Source organism: Streptomyces cinnamoneus, assembly GCF_014650495.1.
Classification (GTDB): Bacteria; Actinomycetota; Actinomycetes; order Streptomycetales; family Streptomycetaceae; genus Streptomyces; species Streptomyces cinnamoneus.
The window spans coordinates 317046-338271 of sequence record NZ_BMVB01000005.1; the positions used below are offsets into that span (position 1 = coordinate 317046).

At 67.7% G+C, this 21226-nt stretch carries 25 protein-coding genes and 1 pseudogene; 16 read left to right on the forward strand and 10 right to left on the reverse strand.

Going from position 1 to position 21226, the window contains the following annotated elements:
* Nucleotides 1-191 precede the first annotated feature (191 nt).
* Nucleotides 192-623, reverse strand: coding sequence for a hypothetical protein (locus IE182_RS10225; protein ID WP_190109375.1), 432 nt, complete (start codon nucleotides 621-623; stop codon nucleotides 192-194).
* A 407-nt stretch (nucleotides 624-1030) separates the two neighbouring features.
* Nucleotides 1031-1759 (reverse strand): DUF6193 family natural product biosynthesis protein, encoded by a 729-nt coding sequence (locus tag IE182_RS10230; protein ID WP_190109376.1) that lies wholly within the window; start codon nucleotides 1757-1759, stop codon nucleotides 1031-1033.
* Between the two features lie 334 nt (nucleotides 1760-2093).
* On the opposite strand from IE182_RS10230, the gene IE182_RS10235 reads away from it, so the two are divergent.
* From IE182_RS10235 to IE182_RS10260, 6 genes are all read left to right on the forward strand, one after another.
* Nucleotides 2094-2540, forward strand: coding sequence for a DUF3592 domain-containing protein (locus IE182_RS10235; RefSeq protein ID WP_190109377.1), 447 nt, complete (start codon nucleotides 2094-2096; stop codon nucleotides 2538-2540).
* Nucleotides 2541-3276: 736 nt separating this feature from the next.
* Complete coding sequence (locus IE182_RS10240; protein WP_190109378.1) at nucleotides 3277-3672, forward strand: hypothetical protein; 396 nt, start codon at nucleotides 3277-3279, stop codon at nucleotides 3670-3672.
* A gap of 291 nt (nucleotides 3673-3963) precedes the next feature.
* Nucleotides 3964-4698: a dienelactone hydrolase family protein gene (locus IE182_RS10245; protein WP_190109379.1), complete on the forward strand. Its 735-nt coding sequence runs from the start codon at nucleotides 3964-3966 to the stop codon at nucleotides 4696-4698.
* 265 nt (nucleotides 4699-4963) lie between these two features.
* The gene (locus IE182_RS10250; protein ID WP_190109380.1) at nucleotides 4964-5410 is read left to right on the forward strand and encodes a hypothetical protein; all 447 of its coding nucleotides are present in this window, start codon (nucleotides 4964-4966) and stop codon (nucleotides 5408-5410) included.
* Nucleotides 5411-5644: 234 nt separating this feature from the next.
* Nucleotides 5645-6283: a transposase family protein gene (locus tag IE182_RS10255; protein WP_229844708.1), complete on the forward strand. Its 639-nt coding sequence runs from the start codon at nucleotides 5645-5647 to the stop codon at nucleotides 6281-6283.
* Between the two features lie 160 nt (nucleotides 6284-6443).
* The gene (locus tag IE182_RS10260; protein ID WP_190109382.1) at nucleotides 6444-6593 is read left to right on the forward strand and encodes a hypothetical protein; all 150 of its coding nucleotides are present in this window, start codon (nucleotides 6444-6446) and stop codon (nucleotides 6591-6593) included.
* Nucleotides 6594-6856: 263 nt separating this feature from the next.
* Here IE182_RS10260 and IE182_RS10265 read toward each other — a convergent pair whose 3' ends face one another.
* The gene (locus tag IE182_RS10265; RefSeq protein WP_190109383.1) at nucleotides 6857-7807 is read right to left on the reverse strand and encodes a LysR family transcriptional regulator; all 951 of its coding nucleotides are present in this window, start codon (nucleotides 7805-7807) and stop codon (nucleotides 6857-6859) included.
* A 796-nt stretch (nucleotides 7808-8603) separates the two neighbouring features.
* On the opposite strand from IE182_RS10265, the gene IE182_RS10270 reads away from it, so the two are divergent.
* Nucleotides 8604-9035: a hypothetical protein gene (locus IE182_RS10270; RefSeq protein ID WP_190109384.1), complete on the forward strand. Its 432-nt coding sequence runs from the start codon at nucleotides 8604-8606 to the stop codon at nucleotides 9033-9035.
* Here the strand turns inward: IE182_RS10270 and IE182_RS32905 are convergent.
* Nucleotides 9010-9717: pseudogene (locus IE182_RS32905) on the reverse strand (hypothetical protein); the annotation flags it as partial. The gene IE182_RS10270 and the pseudogene IE182_RS32905 sit on opposite strands and share 26 nt — an antisense overlap.
* Nucleotides 9718-9766: 49 nt before the next feature.
* Here IE182_RS32905 and IE182_RS32005 point away from each other — a divergent pair.
* Both IE182_RS32005 and IE182_RS10280 read left to right on the forward strand, forming a co-directional pair.
* Nucleotides 9767-11335, forward strand: a complete 1569-nt coding sequence (locus tag IE182_RS32005) for an IS30 family transposase (RefSeq protein WP_229844709.1) — start codon at nucleotides 9767-9769, stop codon at nucleotides 11333-11335.
* A gap of 801 nt (nucleotides 11336-12136) precedes the next feature.
* Nucleotides 12137-12391 carry a hypothetical protein gene (locus tag IE182_RS10280; RefSeq protein ID WP_229844710.1) on the forward strand — a complete coding sequence of 85 codons (255 nt, stop codon included), beginning with the start codon at nucleotides 12137-12139 and terminating at the stop codon, nucleotides 12389-12391.
* A gap of 337 nt (nucleotides 12392-12728) precedes the next feature.
* Here IE182_RS10280 and IE182_RS10285 read toward each other — a convergent pair whose 3' ends face one another.
* The 3 genes from IE182_RS10285 to IE182_RS10295 form a co-directional block, all read right to left on the reverse strand.
* On the reverse strand, nucleotides 12729-13124 hold the full coding sequence (locus IE182_RS10285) for a GNAT family N-acetyltransferase (protein ID WP_190109385.1): 396 nt from the start codon (nucleotides 13122-13124) through the stop codon (nucleotides 12729-12731).
* A 41-nt stretch (nucleotides 13125-13165) separates the two neighbouring features.
* Complete coding sequence (locus tag IE182_RS10290; RefSeq protein ID WP_190109386.1) at nucleotides 13166-13534, reverse strand: transposase; 369 nt, start codon at nucleotides 13532-13534, stop codon at nucleotides 13166-13168.
* 447 nt (nucleotides 13535-13981) lie between these two features.
* Nucleotides 13982-14926, reverse strand: coding sequence for a LysR family transcriptional regulator (locus IE182_RS10295; RefSeq protein WP_190109387.1), 945 nt, complete (start codon nucleotides 14924-14926; stop codon nucleotides 13982-13984).
* Nucleotides 14927-15040: 114 nt separating this feature from the next.
* On the opposite strand from IE182_RS10295, the gene IE182_RS10300 reads away from it, so the two are divergent.
* The 5 genes from IE182_RS10300 to IE182_RS10320 all read left to right on the forward strand — a co-directional run bounded on the left by IE182_RS10300 (nucleotide 15041) and on the right by IE182_RS10320 (nucleotide 18462).
* On the forward strand, nucleotides 15041-15853 hold the full coding sequence (locus IE182_RS10300) for an inositol monophosphatase family protein (protein ID WP_190109388.1): 813 nt from the start codon (nucleotides 15041-15043) through the stop codon (nucleotides 15851-15853).
* 49 nt (nucleotides 15854-15902) lie between these two features.
* Entirely contained in the window at nucleotides 15903-16547 is a 645-nt protein-coding gene (locus IE182_RS10305; protein WP_190109389.1) for an NADPH-dependent F420 reductase, read from the forward strand.
* Nucleotides 16548-16879: 332 nt separating this feature from the next.
* Nucleotides 16880-17032 carry a hypothetical protein gene (locus IE182_RS10310; RefSeq protein WP_190109390.1) on the forward strand — a complete coding sequence of 51 codons (153 nt, stop codon included), beginning with the start codon at nucleotides 16880-16882 and terminating at the stop codon, nucleotides 17030-17032.
* 345 nt (nucleotides 17033-17377) lie between these two features.
* Nucleotides 17378-17818 (forward strand): hypothetical protein, encoded by a 441-nt coding sequence (locus IE182_RS10315; RefSeq protein ID WP_229844711.1) that lies wholly within the window; start codon nucleotides 17378-17380, stop codon nucleotides 17816-17818.
* 5 nt (nucleotides 17819-17823) lie between these two features.
* A complete protein-coding gene (locus tag IE182_RS10320; RefSeq protein WP_190109391.1) occupies nucleotides 17824-18462 on the forward strand; it encodes a hypothetical protein in 639 nt (212 codons plus the stop codon).
* Between the two features lie 94 nt (nucleotides 18463-18556).
* On the opposite strand, the gene IE182_RS32435 is transcribed toward IE182_RS10320, so the two are convergent.
* The 3 genes from IE182_RS32435 to IE182_RS10330 form a co-directional block, all read right to left on the reverse strand.
* Nucleotides 18557-18682, reverse strand: a complete 126-nt coding sequence (locus tag IE182_RS32435; RefSeq protein ID WP_268249613.1) for a hypothetical protein — start codon at nucleotides 18680-18682, stop codon at nucleotides 18557-18559.
* 311 nt (nucleotides 18683-18993) lie between these two features.
* Nucleotides 18994-19260: a DnaB-like helicase C-terminal domain-containing protein gene (locus IE182_RS10325; RefSeq protein WP_190109392.1), complete on the reverse strand. Its 267-nt coding sequence runs from the start codon at nucleotides 19258-19260 to the stop codon at nucleotides 18994-18996.
* A gap of 105 nt (nucleotides 19261-19365) precedes the next feature.
* Nucleotides 19366-19539, reverse strand: coding sequence for a hypothetical protein (locus IE182_RS10330; protein ID WP_190109393.1), 174 nt, complete (start codon nucleotides 19537-19539; stop codon nucleotides 19366-19368).
* Nucleotides 19540-19745: 206 nt separating this feature from the next.
* On the opposite strand from IE182_RS10330, the gene IE182_RS10335 reads away from it, so the two are divergent.
* Both IE182_RS10335 and IE182_RS10340 read left to right on the forward strand, forming a co-directional pair.
* The gene (locus IE182_RS10335; RefSeq protein ID WP_190109394.1) at nucleotides 19746-20339 is read left to right on the forward strand and encodes a TetR/AcrR family transcriptional regulator; all 594 of its coding nucleotides are present in this window, start codon (nucleotides 19746-19748) and stop codon (nucleotides 20337-20339) included.
* Nucleotides 20336-21220, forward strand: a complete 885-nt coding sequence (locus tag IE182_RS10340) for an alpha/beta fold hydrolase (RefSeq protein WP_190109395.1) — start codon at nucleotides 20336-20338, stop codon at nucleotides 21218-21220. Before IE182_RS10335 ends, IE182_RS10340 begins: the two co-directional genes overlap by 4 nt.
* Nucleotides 21221-21226: the final 6 nt, after the last annotated feature.

Sequence of the window (21226 nt, forward strand, 5' to 3'; positions counted from 1 at the left end):
TTCGTCGTGAACGCCTCGGCAGCGGGGCCGCTGAAGGCGTGCTCCCCGTGTGGGACGTAGCCGGTCGACGTCGGGGCTGCTGGCGTGGCTTGGGGGTCTTGCCGCTGCCCTCGGCGTCGCCCGACGCACCCGGCTCCCCGGTCTTCGGGCGGCCTGCTGTGGCCCGGTGCATTGTCCGGTCGTTGGCGGCCCTATGGCGTGGGTTCGACTGTCAGGGCGGGAATGCCATTGTTTAGAAGGGGCTTGGGTATTTCGATTCCGGCCTCTGCTTCGAGGACGTGCGCCACGAGAGCCGCCGCCCGCCGGGGCGTCCGGGGCCGCTCGGCCGTCAGCAGAGCGACAACCCGGTCCAGCCAGGCCGGATCGCCGAGCCGTTGCGCGGCGCCGGCGGCGATCAGCTGCTGGATGAGCGTTTCGGCCATCATGATCTCACTCCAGGAGTAGCGGCGAGCGTGGTGACTGAACCGCCCGACCCACAGCTCGTACGGGTGCCTGACTGTGCCGGTCAGGCACGAGCCGTTGCTGTTCACCCCGCCGTCCCCCTCACCGAAGACAGCATTCAACACACCGGCGGTCCGGGAACTGGACCAGCGCCGGGCAGTGACCTCCATGGAGAGCCCCATGAACCGTCCCCATGGCACCAATTCCTCCTCGTGACCCGCGATGTAGGTCCGTATCCCTTCAGGACAGAGTTCCAGATGAGCGCCGCCCTGCCGGTCGGGGTCCCCGACTACCCACCGGGTGCCGGCATGCTCCAGCGGGCCTAAGTATGCGTTCAAAACTCCCCCTCGTATTCGTTATTTTCAACGGGCACAAAATGGCCGGCTATCAGAATCCCGAGCCCCGGCTGTACCGCGCAGTGCCGGCTTCCTCCTGGCACTTCGCTGAACCTCACCTCCCCTCGCCTGGACCCGGACGAGCACCTGTACGGGCTCTGCATCCCCCAGAGGGAGCAGGCCACCCTTGCAACCATGTTGGGACACCCGCGCAAGGTAGGAGCAACTCTGCCTGCTCGCCCTCGTCGCCTGTGTCACGCGCTTGAGTCAGCGGTCCCGGCAATGGCCGGACCGAGACCGGCCGGGAGGTGGGCCACTGCCAGGGCGACAGCCTCTTCGGCCGTATCGGCTTCCCCGAGGATGCGGTGGTGGGGACTCTCCAGGACGAGGTAGGGCCGGCCCGGGGACGACGGGGCTATGGCCACCTCCATGCGGAAGGGGAATCCGGTGCAGGAGCTGAAGCCGAGCGTCCAGTGGCTGAAGAACACATAGAGCTGTCGCAGCTTCGGTTCAGCATGAGTCGCTTCCACGAGTTCGCCGAACTCAGGATAATCCGGGGCCTTGGCTGCCTGCTCCCGCATCTTTCGCCACTGCAGTTCCACCACTGCTGCTGGTCCGCGTTCGTGAGCCTCGGCACGCTCACTGGAGTGCAGAAACGGCAGCCCGGCCCGCAACTCCCGCAGACTCCTGCCCTGTCCCCACGCCATACCAGCCCTGACGACATCCGCCAGATCCGGCGTGGATCCGGTAATGAGCTCGATCCCCTCGCCCCAGCCCGACAAAAGAAACGAGCGGCTGGTTGCTCCGATGCAGACGGACAGTGGCATTCGCCCTGGGACTGCCGAGGCGATGCCCGCTGTATCAGGGGACCCACCTTCATGGGGAACCACCGTGAGATCGACACCAAGATCGGCTGCCGACTGTTCCAGCGCTGCGACCAGGCTGCCCGAAGCAGTCAGGTCAGGATAGAGATCAGAATTCACAGCCCTATTCTGCCGTCGTGCGACACCAAGGCAGGCGCGGCGGCAGAGAGGGCAGCGTGCATGTGAATCTGTGTTTCCGCTGCTCGCGGCCCGGGGAGCGTAACGGCCAGCAGGGGGGACCGTGAGCGGGGAGCTCCTGACGTACGCGGGGAAACAACCGGCGATTCTCGCCCGGTTCCCCGACGAGGCAGCACGCCGTGACCGGACAGGGCAGTGGTTCCAGCGCCCGCCCGGCGGCGAGTGAGCGCCCCACCGAGTACGCGAAACAGTGGTGGTGGGTAGCCACAGCAGCCACACGGGCAACCGGCACGCCCACGCACGCGTCGCACACCATATGGAACGTGAATGGCTCTTCTCACTCATCCCGCTGACGATTGGCGCGGGCTTTCTCAGCTTCGGCGTGTACGGACTCCGCCACGCCAGCGTGCTCCGTCGCAGAGGTGTCACCGTAGAGGGCCGGATCGTCCGACATGAGGTCACGCGAAGCGACGAAGGCGCCACATTTTACCACCCGGTCGCAGCCTGGACGACCCGGGACGGCCGCGAGTGCGAGTACTCATCCAGGTTTGGCCGCGGAACCGTCAAAGGCAGCCGCGGAACCGCCGGAGGAAAGTTCGGCGTGGGAGCCCTTGTCATGGTCCAGTACGATCCGGAAGATCCGCGCCGGTTCGCGATCCCGGGCTGGGACCTGAAGATGTTCGACCTGCAGGCCACTGTGTTGGGGTCCGTGCTCACAGTCGGCACGCTGATGCCGTTGGTCGTCCGGCTGCTTACGCTCTGACGCAGCCGGCGGCAGCAAGCACGCCCCGCCCGCACCGAGTGCCCCGGGCCGCCACCGTTGATGGCTCCATGTCGCAGAGTCGCAGCCATCAACAAGCCTTCGATAAGGCGGAGGCCCAGTACTCAGCCTTCGGCGCGATAGGTAACCGCGCGTCGGTGTCACCGGACCTGGCCCGTGCGACACGAGCCCGAAGCAGATCCGGTGACAGCGAAGCAGATTCGCCGTGACGGGACACGGGCCCGGAGCGTGGGGATGGACGCTCGTTTTCAGCCGGATAAGCCCTCCGGTTATCCGACGCGACACTGCCTACCGCGAAAAAGCTTCTCGATCGGGTTCCCAGGTTCCTGGTCGCCGTTCGTCGTACCTGTAGGCCAGGCGAAGAGGCCGGCCCTCACTCCTGGGGGTGCTCGGCGGCTGGCTTCAGGAACCCACACCCGGGAAGAGGAGATCGGCAACGTGCACATTCCCGTCCACACCCAGGCGATGCCCAATCCGCCGACCAGCTGACACCCCCGAATCAGCGACAGAGCCCACAGCCTGAGCCGGAACCACGACTCGTGAATGGAGCCGGCGAGGCCACCATCAGCATCGGCTTGCCCGTCCGCACCTCTACGGGTGGTCCCAAGTGGTGCTCAGTAGCCGCACCATGAGCGGAGAATGCGTCAATGTCCTCCGCCGCTGACCTTCGGGCCCGAAACGAGGGGGCCGCCACCCGCCTGTTTGCGATCATGGTCGGATGACTCACGACCCCTTGTACGGCGCCATCACTGTCTGTCTCAACCGGGAGAACGGCGTTGTGGATATATCCGGTCCGGCTGTTCCCCGGGTGAGGATCGCCCGGACCTGGCAAGCGAAGCGCGACAAGGAGGTGCCCATCGGCACACGCGACGCCAAAGAGCTCACCATCAGCGTGGAGGACACACCGGCGGTGATCACCCCGAGCAGGGACCACACGACTCGTCGCGTCCATATGGGGGCCGTCCAGTGCACGGATGCCACCTACCGGTTCGAGGCCGTCACGTTCTGGTGGAGTCAACTGAGCCTCCGCCAACTTGAAGCCACAGGTCAAAGGGCTGGTGTGACCGGTGCTCAGGGTGCTCAGGCTGGCCATGGGCGGCTGTCTGCGCAGTAGATCGTCCGTCAGCGGTTGATTGCCGGTTTTCGGTGCTCGAATCGGTGGCGGACGTGCGCTTCCCGACCAGTGACAGGCGTGACTCCGACGCCGTGGTGTTCGGCCACAGAGCCTCCGCAAAAACCCGTTGGCGGAATCACGGCGGCCACTGCTACGTTTTCGGAGGCCGTGCAAGAGAGCGAGGAGGTGGTACCCGTGAACGTATCGACATGGGTGCTTCCCTCCGGGGTCACGGTCGGGCGATAGGTCGTCCGGGAGCGCCGTTCAATGGCACTCCCGAAAGGCCCGACCATGCAATTCACTTCTGAACAGCGTCTCGACGACGCTGTCCTCGAGCGCGAATTCACCCTCGGCGAGATCCCCGGCATCCTGTGGACGCCCGGATCCGCATCCGCTCCGGCGCCGCTGATCCTGATCAGCCCCCCGCCCCTCGGACTGCGCAAGACGTACCCGCGACTGGTGGCCCGAGCCCGGCACTCCGCGGCGCACGGCTTCGCCACGGCCACCATCGAGCTCCCCGGAAGCGGCGACCGGCCCCGCTGGCCCGCCGCCGAGCAGGCCCTCGCCGACCTGCGCCGGGCTATGGAGGCCGGCGAGCCGGTCAGCGACGAGATCATCGACGCCCTCATCCTCCCGCTGGTCGACAAGGCGGTCCCGGAATGGCGGGCCGCCCTGGACGCCCTCCTGTCGCTGCCCGAGATCGGCGGCCCGGTCGGGTACTCGGGGGGAGTGATCTCCATCGGGACCCGGCTGGCGGTGGTCGAGCCGCGCATCTCGGCCGCTGTTCTGTTCGCCGGGAGTTTCGTCCCTCGCGCCATGTTCGAGGAGGCCCGCCAGGTCACCATTCCTCTGCACGTCCTGCTGCAGTGGGACGACGAAGGGAACGACCGGCAGGCGGCCCTGGACCTGTTCGACGCCTTCGGGTCCAAGGAGAAGACGCTGCACGCCAATATGGGCGGGCACACCGGCGTCCCGCAGTTCGCGGGGGACGCCGCGGCCCAGTTCTTCACCCGGCACCTGAAGTGACGCCGGGCCGTCAGGCCACCAGCAGACGGTAGCCGTGTTGGCCAGGATGCTGCTCATCCAGGGACAGGTCCTGGCCTCCTCGGCTCTCTACACCACGGGTCCCTGCCAGACTCTTGGCAGGGGCCCGAGCTGCCCGAAGCCATGAATTGCTCGACGTCTGCAGAGCTTCGAGTACTGCCCAAACTCGTGTACAGGTGCTGTCGGCTCGTGAACGAAGCCACTCAATCACACCCCAACCCCATCAACGGGCTTCTACGATCTGTGCATGCTGGATCCCGAGCTGCGGGAACGGATCACCGCGCGGCGCGCGGAACTGGACGAACTCGAAGAGCAGCTGGCAGAGGTGCGGGCTGAGCGGGACGAACTCGCCGTCGCCGAACGAGTCCTTGAACGGGTGAGTGAGCAGCTCGCCGACGAGCGCGCCTCGGCCGCGCCGGCGGCGGCCGGGCAGGTGGGCGGGCAGGCGGTGATGCTGATCCCGCAACGCGCACCGGGCGTGGAGGAGGTCACGCTCCCGCCGGAGTATCAGCGCATCCTGGCCGCCGTGCGGCAGGCCGCCGGGCCGGTCATGGCCCGCCAGGTCGGCGAAGTGCTGAAAGTAGACATCAGCGTGCGGGGCAAGCTGGAACCGCTGCGCGGGAAGCTGATCAGGCTGGCCGACCGCGGCTGGCTGCGGAAACTGCCCGACGGCCGGTTCACCACCCGTCTGTGACCAGGCACAGCGACACCCGGAACGGTGCGTCAGGGGCGTGACCGGGATGCCCCCGACGGCCGTTGGAACTGTGTGACGAGTACCAAAGAACGCGCCGGGGATACCTGCCCGCTTGTCTACCAGTGCCGTCTGCCGCTGTCCACGCACACCGTCAACCACCTTGCCGGTCTGCTGCGACGCCACCTGAAAGCGATACGGTCCCGGTGGCGGATCCTGCCGTCCGGGAGGATCGCGGTGATCGTCTTGGCCGTGCTCCGTCACGACCAGCGCCTGGCCGACATGGCTGGTGGCACCAATGTGTCCGAGTCCTCCATCCGCCGCTGGCGCGACGAGCTGATCGCCCTGCTTGCCGCGCAGGCCCCGCGCCTGGACCGCGCCCTGAAGAAGGTCGCCAAACAGGGCGGAGAGGTGGTTCTGATCGACGGGACCCTCATCCGCACCCAGCGCCGCACCGGAAGGGCCGACCGGCGGAACTACTCCGGCAAACACCACCATCACGGCCTGCACTTCCTCGCCCTGACCGACGAGAAGGGCCGGCTGATCTGGATATCCGCCGCCCGCCACGACCACATCCTGGCCCACTTGCGCGCCGCCGGCCTCGGGGCACTGGCCGACCTCGGCTTCCGCGGCCTGGACAACGACGTACGCGACCCCCTGATCGTCACCGGTTTCCACGCCAGCCGCACCCACAAGCTCACCCGCGGCCAGAAGACCGCCAACCGCGTCCTCGCCGTCGGACGCGCACCGGTCGAGCACGGCTTTGCCCACCTCAAGAACTGGCGGACCCTCACCAAACTCCGCACCGACCCCGCCCGTGCCACCCAGCTCCTTCGCGCCCTGCTTGTCCTGACGAACCTCGAAGTCAACCGCTGACGGACGATCTACTTCGCAGACTTCCGCCCACGACCAGCGTGAGCACCCCGAAAACCGGTCACACCAGCCCTTTCACCTGCGACTTCAAGTTGGCGAAGGCTCACTGCTGAGGGACGGGATGTGCGTGGGGCGGTTCAGGACAAGGATCAGTGGGCGGGTGATGGTGCAGTGGCAGGCGAAGGCGGCGGATGTGCGTCCCCTCGACGCCTCCGTCGGGTTCGCGCTTGCAGCGGCGTTCGGTACTGGTGGCGGCCCGGGGTGGCGGGAGGCGATCGACGATGCCATGGACCTCGTGACGTTGCTCCCGTGACTGACCAGGGCCGAGCCAGGTTCTCGCGCCTCGTACATCGGGGTGCCGTTGACCGACACAGGCGGCGAGTAGCTGAGCATGGCATTTCTTAGCTTCTGCCTCTTACCGTCGACACGTAGAAGTTGTGACTTCTTTCCTGCGGTGGACAGAGCCTTCGACAAGTCCCATCTTCCCAGGTCAGGAGCGCTATCCCCTACCTGATCGGCCTCCGGACGCTCCGTTTGCAGAAGCGCGAGGTCAGGGCCTTCCATCGCCCGTCGGGCTCAGGCCGGGTTCCACCAGCGCCTGCCGGTGCGGCGGAGGGTGTCTTCGTCCGTCGTGCGTGCGTGGGCGCGCAGCAGGCGCAGCAGCGAGTCGAAGGCGGCGGTACGGGGGCGGGAGACCGGCCAGGCCAGCAGGGCCGTGCACGGGGGGAGGTCGGTGACAGGGACGAAGCGGACGCCGGGCCGGGGCATGAGGGCGAGGGTGCTCTCGGTGATGAAGCGAGTGCCGTGCCCCAGGCTGGCCAGGGAGACGCAGTCCTCCAGAGTGGTCGCAATGTGGTCGGAGTACCGCACGGGGGTGCCGTCGGGGCGCGGGTCGGCGGCCCAGAACTCGCGGTACTCCCGGCGCACGTGAGGTGAGTAGCCGATGACGGGCAGGTCGGCCAGGTCCGCGAGGGTCACCGACTCGCGCTCCGCCAGCGGGTGGGTCTCGGGTATGCAGGCGAACCGAGCCTCGCTGCCCAGCCGCAGCGTCTCGAAGTCGGCGGGCATGGGCCCGTAGCAGATGACCGCGTCGACCTCTCCGTCCAGTGGCGCCCTGACCTGCGCGATGTTGTCGACGGCGCGCCACTCGACATCCGGGCCCGAGTGGCGTCCACGGAGTTCGTCGAGAAGGATGCGCAGGGCGGGCAGGGCCGATATGTAGGAGCCGATGACCACTCGGTCCTGCGCAGCTGGGTGTGCCACCGCTTCTGCGGCACGCAGCAGCTCGTCAACGGCCTCCACCACGGCTCGCGCCTGCGGCAGCAGGGCCTCCCCGGCCGGCGTGAGCTCCACCCGCCGCGTGGAACGCTCCACGAGGCTCACCCCCAAGTGCTCCTCAAGGGCGCGGATCTGCCGGCTGAACGCGGGCTGACTCACGAACAGCCGCCTTGCCGCTCGCCCGAAGTGCAGCTCCTCCGCCAGCGCGAGGAGCAACCGCAACTGATGCGGACTCGGATCGGACGCCATGATTCCCCCTTTGTCGGGACGGCAGGTCAGCCGCCCAACCTCCGATGCGGGAAGGGTATCAATCGCCTTCTGCTTCACATCAATGAGTCCTTCCGCACGGAATCCTGCTCGGCCAGAATGAACTGTGGCGCTCGCGAATGGGCGTGCAGTACAAACACCGTTGAATTCTTGCCGAGGGGAAGCCATGCTCCAAATCAAAGGGACTGCCGCTGCTGTAGGGCTGACCGCCGCGCTGCTGTTCGGCGCGGGAGTCGCGGCGGCGGGCACGGCGAATGCTGCGGTTGCCGGGCAGCCGGGGGCCGCGACCGCCTCAAAGAGTTGGCATTACGCAGCCCATTACTCCTCCGAGGCGAGGTGCATTGCGGACGGCCACACGGCCGACGTGCCGTGGCAGTGCAGGAAGAGCGCAGGCAGCGGTTACTCGCTTTACCTCTACTATTGAGCGCTGTCACCCGGCGAGCCGTGAGGTCATGTCTTCGAGTCCCAAGCGAGAGGATGGACTGGTGAGCCGAAACCCGGCCAGGGTGCTGGTGCCGTGTCACTCGCGCCGGACCTCGGCTCGTCCTCATGCACGCTGCTTGGCCGGCCCCAGGCCGTACCCGACAGGTACCTCCGGCTGATTCCACAACTGCGGTCTGACGGGCCGCCCACGGCAGGGGAAAGTCATCTCACTGGACCTTCCTCCGACGTCAGGCCACAGGCTGACCGAAATTCGGACGATCACGGCCCCCATCACGACAGCCCAGGGGTCGCTACCGACGTTCTCATTCCATTCCCTGCATTCAAGGAGAATCCTTTGAAGCACAAGACGAGGATGGGCGCCCTCGTTGGCGTAACGGCCCTCAGCGTGGCTGCACTGGCCACACCAAACGCCGAGGCGGCATCGCGTACCGCTCACTATCAGTTCGGGAAGTGCTTTGCCGACGTATACGTTCACACCAACAACACCGGCCCCGATGTTGAGGCATTCTTCGGGATATTTTGCGAACGTGGCGGGTCGGTGATCGTAACGCCTTGGATCAGTCTCCTGAAGAACGGCCACGCCTACGGTAACCCGAAAAGCCCGGGCATCCGAATCGTTAGCGAAGGGAACGGCGTGAACTATAGCGTCGCCAAAGAGAACGGACGAGGAAAGCAGTGCTATCAAGGCAAACTGAGCATGGATTTTCTGAGTGGCACAGAAATCCCCCACCATAAGTACATCAAGACCCCCTGCCTAAACGTCTAGCCTCGATCTTGCGTGAGGGTCCGTCAGCCTGCAGACGGACGGACCCTTTCCGTCTGTTCAGGGCGGAATCTTCTGCAGGTGGGCAGGCTGGTGGCCCGGCTGTCGCTTCGGGTGGGCGCCGGGTTCCACTGCTCCGGAGAGTCGGGTGTTCGTCGGGACAGGTCGTTGCAGTTGGCCAGCCGGGGTTCGGCAAGGCCTGCAGCCGTTCGAACGCGCTGATGATCACGTCGACCCAGGGGCAGGTGCCGGCCAGGCGGAGGAATCGGCGTCGGCCGGTCGTTACGAGCTGGGCGGCGGCCGGAGATGCGCAGGCGCAGGCGTTTGAGCCCACCGCCAGGCAGTCTTCGGCCAGCTTGGTGACTCAGGCGCCGTCGCGGATCTCTCCGTCCGGTTCGACGGCCGCCGTCCAGGCCGAGGCCGGGACTTTGAGCACGGCGGTGAATCTGCTCGGCGATGACCATGCCGACCGAGTGCGACAGCCCTTGTCCGTGTGCGGTGGGCCAGTTGAGGAACTCATGGGTGCGGCCACCGGAGTCGGTGCGGATCAGGGTGCGCGATCCGTGCCGGTATGTCCTGGGCAGCTGGGCGATGGCCAGGCGGGCGACTTCGATGTGGTCGAAGGCGGTGTTGCCGCCGCGTTGCCAGGCCGCAGCAGCCCGGCCACTGTCTCCCCCGTCCTCTCGCGTCCGAAGCCGGCGAAGCTGGCCCTGCTGCTGCCGGCCCTCAGAGCGGTGGTCGAGGAGAAGCTCGCGCTGAGCTGGTCGCCGGAGCAGATCTCCGGCTGGCTGCAGCGCCGGTTCCCCGGCGAGAGCGCCATGCAGCTCTCGCACGAGGCGACCTATCTCTCGCTCTTCGATCCGCGTCGCAGGCAGGCCATCAACCGCAAGCTGACCCAGCGGTCGCGGGCCGCGCTCCCGATGCGGCAACCGCGGGCGGCGCGGCGTCCGTCGTGCTGGGGCATCATCCGCGACATGGTCTCCATCAGCCAGCGTCCGGCCGAGGTCGAGGACCGCACGGTGCCCGGGCACGGGGAAGGCGACCTCGTCACGGGCAGCCGGCCGTCCGCCATCGCCACGCTCGTCGAGCGCACCACCCGCTACACGGCCGTGGTCGCACTGCCGGACGGCATCAAGGCCGAGCAGGTCACGCCGCACCCGATCCGGACAAGGGGCAGCATCCCTCGGTCGCCACGGTCTACCGCCCTCTCGCCGAGGACAACGACATGGCCTGAGCCCTGCCAGGCTTCAAGAGCATCTCATGACCCCTTTGACCCATATCTCGGCCAGACCCCATATGCGGGCGCGCGTGATCCCTGGATCACGCCTCCGTCGAGGGGGTGGTCGGCCGTGGCAGGCCCGCCTCGGCGACCGGCGATGATTGATGCGGGCGGGCTGGGCAGTGGCGTCCGGTGGGTTCTCGGGGGTGGAGCAGTGATCGAGGTCGGGCAGCAGGGCGCGTTCAGCGTGAACTGTGTTGGCATGGAGCGTCAGCCGTTCCCGTTGAGCTTCAGCATCCGCGAGGCCGAGGGCCTGTGGCAGGTGAGCGCCGGTGCAGCCCAGGCGGGCGAGCTGGTCGACCTGCTCGTGGCCGTGGCGAACGACGCCGTGGCGGTGGTGTCGCTGGAGACCAACTCCTACCTGGATGAGGACTGGCATCCGCTGCGCCCCTCGCTGATCGCGGCCGAGCTCGGCGTGCCGTGCACAGTCCACTCCCTCGGGTCCTGGGCGTCCGGCACGTACGGACTCGCGGAGGAGTTCCTGGTGATGGACCGCGAGCTCCTGCCCCGTCTCCTCGACGGCACCTGGTCGCCGTACGAGCTGACTCTGATCGACGTGCCCGCCGACGTGACCACGGAGCAACTCGACGAGCTCGCCCTCGTGCTCGGCACGACAGACGTCGACGAGCCGCTCCTGAGCCGCCTGGGAGACTCCCGGGTCTGGTTCTCGGGCCACGACGACTGCTACGTGTTGTTGGAGACCCGCGACCCCGCCCTGCCGGCCGCGGTCCTGGCGCGGCTGCTGACCCTGCTGGCCGGCTCCGCCCTCGCCGAACTCGCCGAACTCGCCGAGGAGCCTCTCTCGCACGTTCCCGAGCCCGGGCCCTGGCTACCTGAGCAGCTGATCGCCACCGCACCTCACTGGATCGGAGCCCTGGGCAACGTCACCGAGGATCTGGTCACCATCGGGCTGGCTGCCCTGCCAGACCGGTGGCAGCTGGGCGTCTCGTTCCCGCAGCAGGCCGACCTCACCGCGACGCTCGACCAACGTCACGGCACCTGGCGGATCACGCCCGCGGAGTAACACGAGGAGCCACCCCGGCGAGGTGCCGGGTATCAGCGGTGGCAGGTCACGCAGCCTACGGAGCGAGCACCGGAAGGTTGAGCCGGGCCGGGTCCAATCCTTGTCTTCCTGACCAGACACGAGGCGCCACCGGACCTGTCTCACTGCCCTGCGGGCCACCCAAATCGCTCAGCCGGGCCAAATAGAGCGCTCAGGGCGCTCAGTCGCACCTGATGTGACTGAGCGTGCTGTCCGGCACCGTTCGTCAATTCCGTGCTCAGCTCCGTGCTCAGCCGAGATCGGTCGGCCGAACGGATTGCAGCCGCCGTCGAGAGTGTGTGCCGGGGACTCGGGGACGACTCGTCGCCTATTTCAGTGCACTGCCATGCCACCGGACCCTGGCCGCCCGCGCACGTCCGCCACGGGCATCCGGGTGCACCCGCCTCGGTCCCGCCCGAGCATCACCTTCTTCACCGGGGTGTGCCCAGGCACGCCCTGGCACCAGTGAGGCGTTCGCCGAACACGGAGCGCCCACACGCCGACATCGGCCCCGCCGGGCGTTACCGACAGGACCGTTACATCAAGGCAGCCGGACCCGTCCGACTGGGCTCAGGCATCGAACAAGATCTCGTGCGGGCTTGACCTTCGACTCACCCATGAGTCGTTCTTCCGGGTTCCCGACGACGTAGTGAGCGACGGTACCTCCGTCCTTGACGACCTGCCCGCGACCTGCTGTGGATCACCGAACGTCTCCCTGGTGACCCCGCCTGCGACGACCTCGGGGTCCTGGACGCCGCAGTGGCACGTACGCGCGCACGGTGGATGGAGCAAGACACCTACGCCTCCGACTGGCTCAAGGCGGCAGCACTGCTGCAGATCCTGGCCTTTCACGAGCCTCTGGAAGCCCACAACAAGCTCTTCGCCTGGGCCTGCGCCGAGGCATTTCTCCACGCTAACGGCCACACCCTGGAGTACAAGGCGGACGACGCCATCAGCATCGTGGTGGGCGCCGCCACCAAGACACTCGACGTCGCTGCCCTCGCCACCGACCTCAAGGCCCTCCGCGCAGCCACGTGAGCCTCCGGTCCGCGGGCCAGTCGGCGACGCCTCACGGCGGGGAATGCGGGCTGGTACTGGTCTGGTGCGCCACCGTGAATGCGGAGCCCGCCCGGGCCATCGCACGCCGTCCGGGCGGGCCGCGCACCCAGCAGCGGAACAAGCGCTGCTCCCACGCCCGGCGTGCGCGGCCGCCTGCATCCTGGGCCGTCAGGCACTCGATCGGCGACAGCCATACCCGAACCGTCGCCGCGTGGCTGTGTACGCGACCTACGGTTCTGGCCCAACTTGTGTGGTGGTGCCACTGTGCGTGACGTCTGAGATTCCGTGTACTGGGCGAAGGGCTTGGTCCACCGCGTTATAGGGCGATCAGTCCGGCTGCCGTCTCCTTGAAGCCACAGCCATTGAAATAGAACGAACGCAGGTGCTCCTCAAAGTCGACGTGAAGCCACTCGCACTTCGCGACACGGGCTTCTTTGGCGGCAGCTGCGACGAGCGCGGCTCCGACTCCTCTCGACCGGCAGGGCTGTGCGACCACCGTGTCGAGGATGAAGGCATGAGCTCCGCCGTCCCAGACAACGTTGACGAAGCCGATCAGAGAGCCGTCTTCCCATGCGCAGACCCAGCCGAGGCTGTGGCGCTGCAGCCGTTCTCGCCAGTCGGTCTGAGTGACCGGGTGGCCGAAGCCGTCGGCATGCAGCGCGTTCAGGGAGGCGTTGTCGAAGTCACCCCGCCACTCGTACTTGATCGTCACGTCCCGATCGTATGTCCGTGCCGCGCCTGGTCCTGACTGGATTACGGAGCGAGGAGAACCCGCTTGCCGAGCACTTGAAAGCCGGCGTGGCCGAACATCTGGCGCTTGAGCATCTTGATCCGGTTGGCATGTCCTTCGACCGCGCCTGAGCTCCAGGGCAGGGTGAGGCCGGCGATGACGGCGTCGCGGTCGCGGTCGATGCCTGCGGCGAGGGTGTGGAGGCTGGGCAGCTCGTCTTGTCGGACGGCGTCGAGCCAGTCCTGCAGACGCTCGCCTTGGCGTTCGGTGAGCATGGTCGCGAAGGTGCGGATGTGCCGGGTGAGGGCGTCCAGTTCGGGGCAGTGAGCCCGGACGGTCTTGAGCTGGAGCTGTTCGGTCTCGCCAAGCGTTTCCGGACGGCGGAGAATCACCCGGCGACAGCCCGGAGAGAGGGAGGTCGTGCGGTCACGGGTCGCGGTGAGGTGCGCTTGTTGCGCAAGCAGGCGCGGACGCGCTGGTAGCTGCCCTTGTAGCCGAGTGGCACGATCTCTTCCCAGAGCTTCCAGGCGTTGGTGCAGCCGTCGTTCCAGCGGTCATCGAGGTAGGTCTTGTACTCGCCGAGTACGGAGGTTCGGTTCTGCCACGGGCCGGTGAAAAGGTCTTCCGGCCTGGCGGTCGCGGCTGACTTTCGGGCAAGTTGCCGAGCCGGCCACAGACGCTCAGCCGTCACTCAGCGTGGCCGCACCAACAGAAGCTGAGCCAGAACCCGACTTGCGACGTCGTTTCGACGTGAGATTGAGAGCCGCACGCTTGCACGAATAGGTGATGTTCACGAGAACGGGAGTCAGCTGCCGCATGCCCTTCCCCGGAGGTATCCGTCACGGCCTGGTCCGGTTGGTGGGAGGCTGTTGAGAGGCGTTCGGTGGTGCGAACAGTGCCTGGACGATTTCGGTGGCCAGCTCTCTCAGCCAGGTGTGGGCGTGGTCGTTGTCGTAGCGCTGGTGCCACAGCAGGTACAGGGGGACGTCGGGTAGCGGGAGTGGTGGCGGCAGCGTGGTCAGGCCGAGTTGTTTCCGAGCCGTGCGGGTGACCGCGTCGGGGAGGGTGACGATCAGGTCGGTGTCGAGGGCGAGTTGCAGGGCGAAGGTGGCGGTGGGCCCGGCGGCGACAACGCGTCGTTCGAGGCCGTGTGTGGTCAGGGCGTCGTCGATCGGGTCGCGCAGGTTTCCGCGCCGCGAGACGGTGAGGTGTTCGGCGGCTGCGTAGCGCTCGAGGCTCAGCGGGCCTTCGGTGAGCGGGTGGCCTGGGCGGACGGCAACGATCAGCCGGTCCCTGCCGACGAGGCGGTGGCGGATGTCGGGGAACGTCGGAGCGCTGGAGCTGGATTCGAGGTCGACCTCACCACGGCGCAGTTCGGCGTCGTCCGTCCCGGGTTCGGCGGACAGGCGCAGGCGGACGCCGGGGGCCTGATGGTGGACGGTCGCGGTCAAGGCGGTGCCGCAGGCTGCGGTCAGGGCGTCGTGCCAGCGCACGGTGAACACCCGGTCCAGAGCCGCCAGGTCGAGTTCCTGCTGTGCGGAGAGAAGTTGGTGGGCCTGTTGCACGAGGGCGTGGACCTGGGCGCGCATGGCCAGCGCGCGGGTGGTGGGGACCATGCTGCGGCCGGTACGGACCAGGATCTGGTCACCGGTGGCCTTGCGGATGCGGCCCAGCGAGCGGCTCATCGCCGGTGAGGTGACATGGAGGCGTGCTGCGGCGCCGGCGACACTGCCTTCTTCCAGCAGGGCGTCCAGGGCGGTGAGCAGGTTCAGATCCAGTTGCATGAGAGTAACTCTACAAATGAAAAGCATGCACTTGTTGTTAATGGTCAGGCGGCCTACCTTCGAAGTGCGGGGCGAGACAACCGCCCCGCTTCGACCGGTCCCAGGGAGCCCACCATGAGCACAGTCATGCCTTTCAACGCCGACGCGACGCTCCTGTCCGACGTGACCGCTGCGGTGAAGGCCGCCGGCGTCACGCTGCGCGACCGCTACACCTCGCACGCCCGGGGCGTGAGTCTGGACGAGGTCGTCGGCGAGATCCACGCCAACGACGACGCGGTGCTGGACGTGCTGCGGGAACCTCTGCTGCGGGCCCGGCAAGGGTCGCAGTGGGCCGAGGACGAGCTGGCCGGCGGCGCGCTCCCACCCGGGGAGTGGTGGGTCGTCGACCCCGCCGAGGGCAACATCAACCACGTCCACGGCATGGAGGACTGGGCCGTCACCGCCACCCTGGTCCGCGACAACCAGCCGGTGCTCACCGTCGTCCACCTGCCGCTGACCGGCGACACCTACACCGCCGTCGCCGGCGGTGGTGCCCGCCTCAACGACCGGCCCCTGGAGGTGTCCGCCAAGACCGACCTGGCCGCCGCGCTCATCGGCACCGGCCAGGCCAAGCCTGGCGAGGACGAGCGCACCTTCCGGCGGATCGGTGACTCCGTCACCGCCATGCTCATCAACGGCCTGGTCGTGCGCGTGTCCGTTCCCGCCACGATGCAGCTCATCCACGTCGCCGCCGGACGCATGGACGCGTTCTGGCAGTTCTCCGACGTCCGCTCCGGCCTGGTCGCCGGCGCCCTGCTGGTCTCCGAAGCCGGAGGCACCGTCACCGACCTGACGGGCGAACCCTGGAACACCGGCAGCCGCGACTTCCTGGCCGCCGCCCCCGGCATCCACGGCGCCGCCCTCAAGGTCCTCTCGCCGATCGCCTGACCGGACGTCTCCGCCCTTCCCCACCCCGATACCGCAAGGAGCATCACTCATGACCAGCATCGGCATCCTGGGCGCCGGCCGCGTCGGCACCAACCTCGCCGGCAAGCTCTCCGCAGCCGGACACCATGTCACCCTCGGTGGCCGGAGCCCCGAAGACACCGCCGCCCGCACCATTGGGCTCGCCCCGCGGATCGCCTTCGCCGACCAGCGCACCACTGCCCGCACCACGGACATCGTGATCAACGCGACGCCCGGCGACAGCTCCCTGGAGCGCCTCACCGACCTGCGCGCCGAGCTCTCCGGCAAGATCCTCATCGATGTCTCCAACGCCACCCGCGACGCCGGTGACGGCCTGCCCGGAGATCTGTGCTATCCCGGCAGCAGCCTTGCCGAGAAGCTCCAGGCCGCGCTCCCCGGCACTCATGTGGTCAAGACCCTCAACACCATGCTGTTCATGGTCATGACCGCTCCCGAAACCCTGGCCACCCCACCGACCGTCTACCTCTCGGGCAACAGCGAGCACGCGAAGAGGACCGTCACCGGCCTGCTCGGCGACCTGGGCTGGCAGCCCGAACGGATCGAGGACCTCGGCGACATCGTCACAGCCCGCGCCACCGAAGCCATGATCCTGATCGTGCCCCACATCCTGCGCCGAAACGGCTTCAAGCCCTTCGCCGTCTCCCTCGCCCGCTGACCCACCAAGACCGGGTCGGACCAAAACCAGGTAGCGGGCTCGTGCGAGGCAGCTGGGTGTCGGCAGGAATCAGGGCCGCCGGGCTGCAAGTGACGCCCGAACTCATCGACATTGATCATGCCTACTACACGGGAGGCGACTCCCGTGTCGGTGACGAAACGCAGATGCGCTTGTCGTCTCCGTACGCCGAGGCGTGTCCTCGGCAGCCTCCAGCAGGCGCGCGGCCACAACATGCTCGCGGTCGTCACGAGGCTCTGGGTTCTTGATCTTCGCCAGCTGCCCCGTTGGAGGCGTTCAGCGCCGTACAGGCCGACCCGAAGGTGTCCCAGGACTTGATCGAGGCGGCCCTGACGCTGCTGCCCGAGCTACACGCCGCGCTCGATGCCGCGCAGTCGGCCTCCCGGCCCGCAACGGCAGCACGGCTGGCAGCGGCAAGGAAAACCGTTGACCGATCGGCCGGGGTCTACCGAGAGGCCGACCGCTGACGCCCAAACCCTGGCGGCGGAAGACCTGAGTTGATGAGGAATGGGCTCGGGTCATTCGGCCGAACGAGCGCCGCGTTCGGGTTATTGGCCTGTCGCGGACCGTGCGCCGTCGCCGAACCTACTTGTGCACACCATAAGAGCTCGTAACTGCCACGGTTTCAGGGTCGTTTCAGGCGATCCGAAGCCCCTTTCTCACGCAGCTGCTGTAGCGGCGAAATCCGCGGCTCCGCAGACCACCACTGACGCGAGCGTGCTCCTCCACAACCCAAGCCGCTCCTTCTCCCTCCGTCGCCACTGTCGCAAAACCGGCTCGACGCCCAACGGGGGAGGTGTCATGGTCCAGTCATGAAGAAGTTCGCAGCGCTATCGGTAACAACCATCGCAGCGACCGCTCTCTTCGCCACCATGGCGGCACCCGCACACGCAGGGCCCTCCTGGAACACGCGAGTCAAGTGCCAGCAGACCGACCCGGACGGCCGGAAGATACCTACACGGTTCGGCAACTCCGAACTCGGCTGGAACCACTTCTCCGGACCGCACAACATCAAGACGTGCAGAGCCGTCAACGCCGCCCTCTCCGGCAAGGTCGACAAGAAGAACGGCGACCGGCTCGAATACTGGGGCGACGCCATCAACGGAGGCCGCCACGTCCGCATCATCGTCATCGCCCAGTACTCCCGCAAGACCGCTGACGGCCGCTACGATGCAGGCGACGGACAGAAGATCGGCGTCATCACCGCCTACTGCAAGGGCATGAACAAGTGCCCCAACTGGCTCAACGAGTGACATTCATGCATGAAGAGATCGGCGAGCAGCAGGCGGACATCACCCGCCTGTTGCTCCACCACATCCACGCCCCTCTTGCCGGCACTCAGCTCATCCGAGGCGTCCTCCCCGTACCGCCACCGGCCGAGGCCATCCGCATCGTCACAGGAAGTGAGCACGCCTGCGCACCGGACGAGCTGATCGCTTACGAGATCCCTTTGCGGACAGACGATGGTCTGCTGACCGCTTACGACATCATCGGAATCCTGCGCTCCGTGCTCACGGGTACCCACTTCCACCCCAATGATCGCGTCAGCACGATGATGGGCATGAGGCTCGTCCGCGTGGAGCAGACCGACGTAGAACCAGCCGCTGACACCCCGGACGACAACGCGTTGAGGATTCTTCGCACCATCGCTTGCCCCTTCATCGAGGACCAGTCGAGCACACGTCTACGCGGCTTCCTCTTCACGGGGCAGGACCGGTTCCGTCTCTACCTCGACACAACGGAGACCCCCGGCGTAGTAGCCACCGACGTGCGGCTGTCCGGCGCCATCACTGCCTTGACTGCGGCCCTGCCCTCCCTGATTACCGAAGAGGAGCGCTGGACGGCGGACGACTCCGATCCGCACTGTTCCCGCGCCGTGGACCTCACCCACTGGTGACAGAGCTCGAGGCCGAGGCCGGCCGCGCCGGCCCGGGCTCAACCGCCGGGCTGGCGAAGCCCGACCGGCGAGGGGGGCTTCGCCGGTTCGGCGGTCAGGCGGCTCTTACTTCGCCGAGGTAGCGATAGGCCGACCGTTCGGAACAGCCCAGACGCCCTGCCGGCGTCTTGCCGTTGATCGCCGCCCCTTCAGCCTTCATGACGGCTACCATCTTCTTCACGACATGGAGGGGAACCGCCTTCCGGCCTCCCTCGGATCTGCGGGGTCTCGCCGCTGCCGGCTCGCTCCTTGCGAGCGGCTGAGGTTCGAACAGTCGCATCAAGGAGTTGGCGCGCTGCCAGGTGGAGGGACTCCTCAACCTCGGTTGCGAAGAAGCTCGCCGCCTCCTCCAGCTCCCGCCTGCGGTCGGCCGCAGGCAGCTCGTCGACCGGCACGGCCGCCATGTGGAGCATGTGGCCACGACGAGCGGCGGCACCGAGGAGACGACTGCCACGAGGTCCGACGGCCCGGCTGTCGGATGCTTTGCCGCCTTCAGGGGGCATGAGCTGGAGGTAGTCGGCGACGACGGTGGCGGGGGTGTTTGCCGCGGGAGGTCATCCATCGCATGCGGGCCCGGATTTTGGACAGGGTGAGGTTGGCGGAGTCGTCGAGGACGGAGTTCTTGGCGGTGGCGAGCTGGTCGGCGACCTTGGCGATGCGTCCCCAGTCGGCTTCGGTGAGCTTGCGGCGGATGAGTCGGTCAAGGTTGACGCCTGCTTCGGCGGCGGCGAGACGGGTCATCAGTTCGTTGCCGCTCATTTCCATGCCGGCGACCAGGGCGGGCCTTGCGCTTGAGAGCGACGTGGACTGCGAGGTTCATGCCGAAGAGGCTTTTGCCGTCGGCGGTGGCGGCGCCGACGGTGATCAGTTGGCCGACTTGAGCTCGATTGTTTTCGCTGAGGTCGTGCCAGGGGTGTCCAGGGCGTTGGGGTCGGCTCCCGCCTGGAGTTCGTCGAGGAATCCTTCCCAGCGGTCGCCAACGGACAGCAGCGGTGCGGCGTCTGCTGTTCCGGTGGCGGCGGCCTGGACTTCGGCCATGGCACCTTCGACGATCGGCTGTCGTCGGCCTCAAGGACAGTAAAAGCCGGGCGCGTCGGCGCGGCCCGCAGATGCGGGTGAGCGGGTGACGCCGTGCTCCGCCGACGCGGACGTCACCCGTCTGCCGGCCGCGAGCTGCATCTGCACCCGTTGCAAACCTAGGACCCTTAGGTTTAACCTAGGACGCCTAGGAGAGCGGAGGGCTCATGGCACGGGCAGGACTGACCGCGGAGCGGGTGACGATCGCGGCCGCCGAGTTGGCGGACGAGGTCGGGCTCGACCAGGTCACCATGGCGCGGGTGGCGCGGCGACTCGGCGTGAAGGACGCGAGCCTCTACACGCACGTCCGCAACCTGGAGGACCTGCGCGGGCGGATCGCGTTGCTGGCAGCGGACGAGAAGACGCTCCGCATCGCGGAGGCGACCGCCGGGTGTGCGGGCAAGGACGCGCTGGTCGCGTTCGCGAACGCCTGGCGGGAGTACGCCCACCGGCATCCGGGCCGCTACGCGGCCACGCAGACCCCGATCCAGATCGACCCCGAGCTGGCCGCACAGGCGCCCGGACCGCGGCGTGCGATCGAGCTGACCTACGGCATGCTGCGCGGCTACGGCCTGGCCGAGCCCGATCTGACCGACGCGGTCCGGCTGCTGCGCAGCACGTTCCACGGGTTCGTCGCCCTGGAGGCCACGGGCAGCTTCGCGCACAAGCGTTCGCCGCAGCACTCCTGGGTCCGCGCCCTCGACGCCTTGCACACCCTCCTGGAGCACTGGCCTCCGTCCCGAGAAGGAGAACCCTCATGACCGCCCCGACCACCGGCACCCTGCGCGTGAACGGCGCGACCTTGCACTACGAGGTACGTGGCCGGGGCCCGCTCCTGCTGCTGATCCCCGGCGGGGCGGGGGGTGCGGCCGCCTTCGACGGCATCGCCGACGCCCTGGCCGCCGAGTACACGGTCGCGACCTACGACCCGCGCGGGATGTCCCGGAGCACGCTCGACGCCGCCGAAGCCGAGCAGCATGTGGCCGAGCACGCCGACGACGCGTTCCGGATGCTGGAACTGCTCTCGCCCCACGAGCCCGCCCGGGTGTTCGGTGCCAGCTCGGGCGCGATCGCCGCCCTGCACCTGCTCACCGCCCACCCCGACCGCATCGAACGGCTCGTGGCCCACGAGCCGCCGGTGGTGGAGGTCCTGCCGGACGCCTCCGAACATCGCGCGTTCATCGCACGCGTGCAGGAGACCCTGCACGCAGAGGGGCCCATGCCGGCGATGGCCGTGTTCGCTGCGGGGCTGAAGAGGGACGGCGACACCACCGGGCCGAAGGCCGCGACCACGCTTCCCCCGCAGGCAGCGGCGCGGGCCGAGCAGACGATGGCCAACCTGCCGTACTTCGTCGGGCGCATCGTGCCCGGCTTCATGGCCTACGCCCCGGACGCCCACCGGCTGCAGGAGCTGTCGGACCGGCTCGTGCTCGCCGGCGGCCAGGACTCGCGCGGTGAGCTGCCCTACCGTTCCGCCGCTTTCCTGGCCGAGCGCCTCGGCAGGGAACTCCTGCACTTCCCCGGCGGACACACCGGTCTGACCACGCACCCCGCCGAATTCGGCGAACTCCTCCGGAAAGCCTTCTGCGCCGCCCAGGCACGACGCGTGACACACGGGGAAGGCCCCTCCACCCTCGGGTGAAGGGGC

Excerpts from the sequence above, each read along its gene's own strand:
- IE182_RS10225 (WP_190109375.1), bottom strand. The coding sequence starts at position 623 with ATGGGGCTCTCCATGGAGGTCACTGCCCGGCGCTGGTCCAGTTCCCGG.
- IE182_RS10235 (WP_190109377.1), top strand. The coding sequence starts at position 2,094 with ATGGAACGTGAATGGCTCTTCTCACTCATCCCGCTGACGATTGGCGCG.
- IE182_RS10240 (WP_190109378.1), top strand. The coding sequence starts at position 3,277 with ATGACTCACGACCCCTTGTACGGCGCCATCACTGTCTGTCTCAACCGG.
- IE182_RS10245 (WP_190109379.1), top strand. The coding sequence starts at position 3,964 with ATGCAATTCACTTCTGAACAGCGTCTCGACGACGCTGTCCTCGAGCGC.
- IE182_RS10250 (WP_190109380.1), top strand. The coding sequence starts at position 4,964 with ATGCTGGATCCCGAGCTGCGGGAACGGATCACCGCGCGGCGCGCGGAA.
- IE182_RS10260 (WP_190109382.1), top strand. The coding sequence starts at position 6,444 with ATGGTGCAGTGGCAGGCGAAGGCGGCGGATGTGCGTCCCCTCGACGCC.
- IE182_RS10265 (WP_190109383.1), bottom strand. The coding sequence starts at position 7,807 with ATGGCGTCCGATCCGAGTCCGCATCAGTTGCGGTTGCTCCTCGCGCTG.
- IE182_RS10280 (WP_229844710.1), top strand. The coding sequence starts at position 12,137 with ATGGAGCAAGACACCTACGCCTCCGACTGGCTCAAGGCGGCAGCACTG.
- IE182_RS10295 (WP_190109387.1), bottom strand. The coding sequence starts at position 14,926 with ATGCAACTGGATCTGAACCTGCTCACCGCCCTGGACGCCCTGCTGGAA.
- IE182_RS10300 (WP_190109388.1), top strand. The coding sequence starts at position 15,041 with ATGAGCACAGTCATGCCTTTCAACGCCGACGCGACGCTCCTGTCCGAC.
- IE182_RS10305 (WP_190109389.1), top strand. The coding sequence starts at position 15,903 with ATGACCAGCATCGGCATCCTGGGCGCCGGCCGCGTCGGCACCAACCTC.
- IE182_RS10315 (WP_229844711.1), top strand. The coding sequence starts at position 17,378 with ATGAAGAAGTTCGCAGCGCTATCGGTAACAACCATCGCAGCGACCGCT.
- IE182_RS10320 (WP_190109391.1), top strand. The coding sequence starts at position 17,824 with ATGCATGAAGAGATCGGCGAGCAGCAGGCGGACATCACCCGCCTGTTG.
- IE182_RS10325 (WP_190109392.1), bottom strand. The coding sequence starts at position 19,260 with ATGAGCGGCAACGAACTGATGACCCGTCTCGCCGCCGCCGAAGCAGGC.
- IE182_RS10330 (WP_190109393.1), bottom strand. The coding sequence starts at position 19,539 with ATGGCCGAAGTCCAGGCCGCCGCCACCGGAACAGCAGACGCCGCACCG.
- IE182_RS10335 (WP_190109394.1), top strand. The coding sequence starts at position 19,746 with ATGGCACGGGCAGGACTGACCGCGGAGCGGGTGACGATCGCGGCCGCC.
- IE182_RS10340 (WP_190109395.1), top strand. The coding sequence starts at position 20,336 with ATGACCGCCCCGACCACCGGCACCCTGCGCGTGAACGGCGCGACCTTG.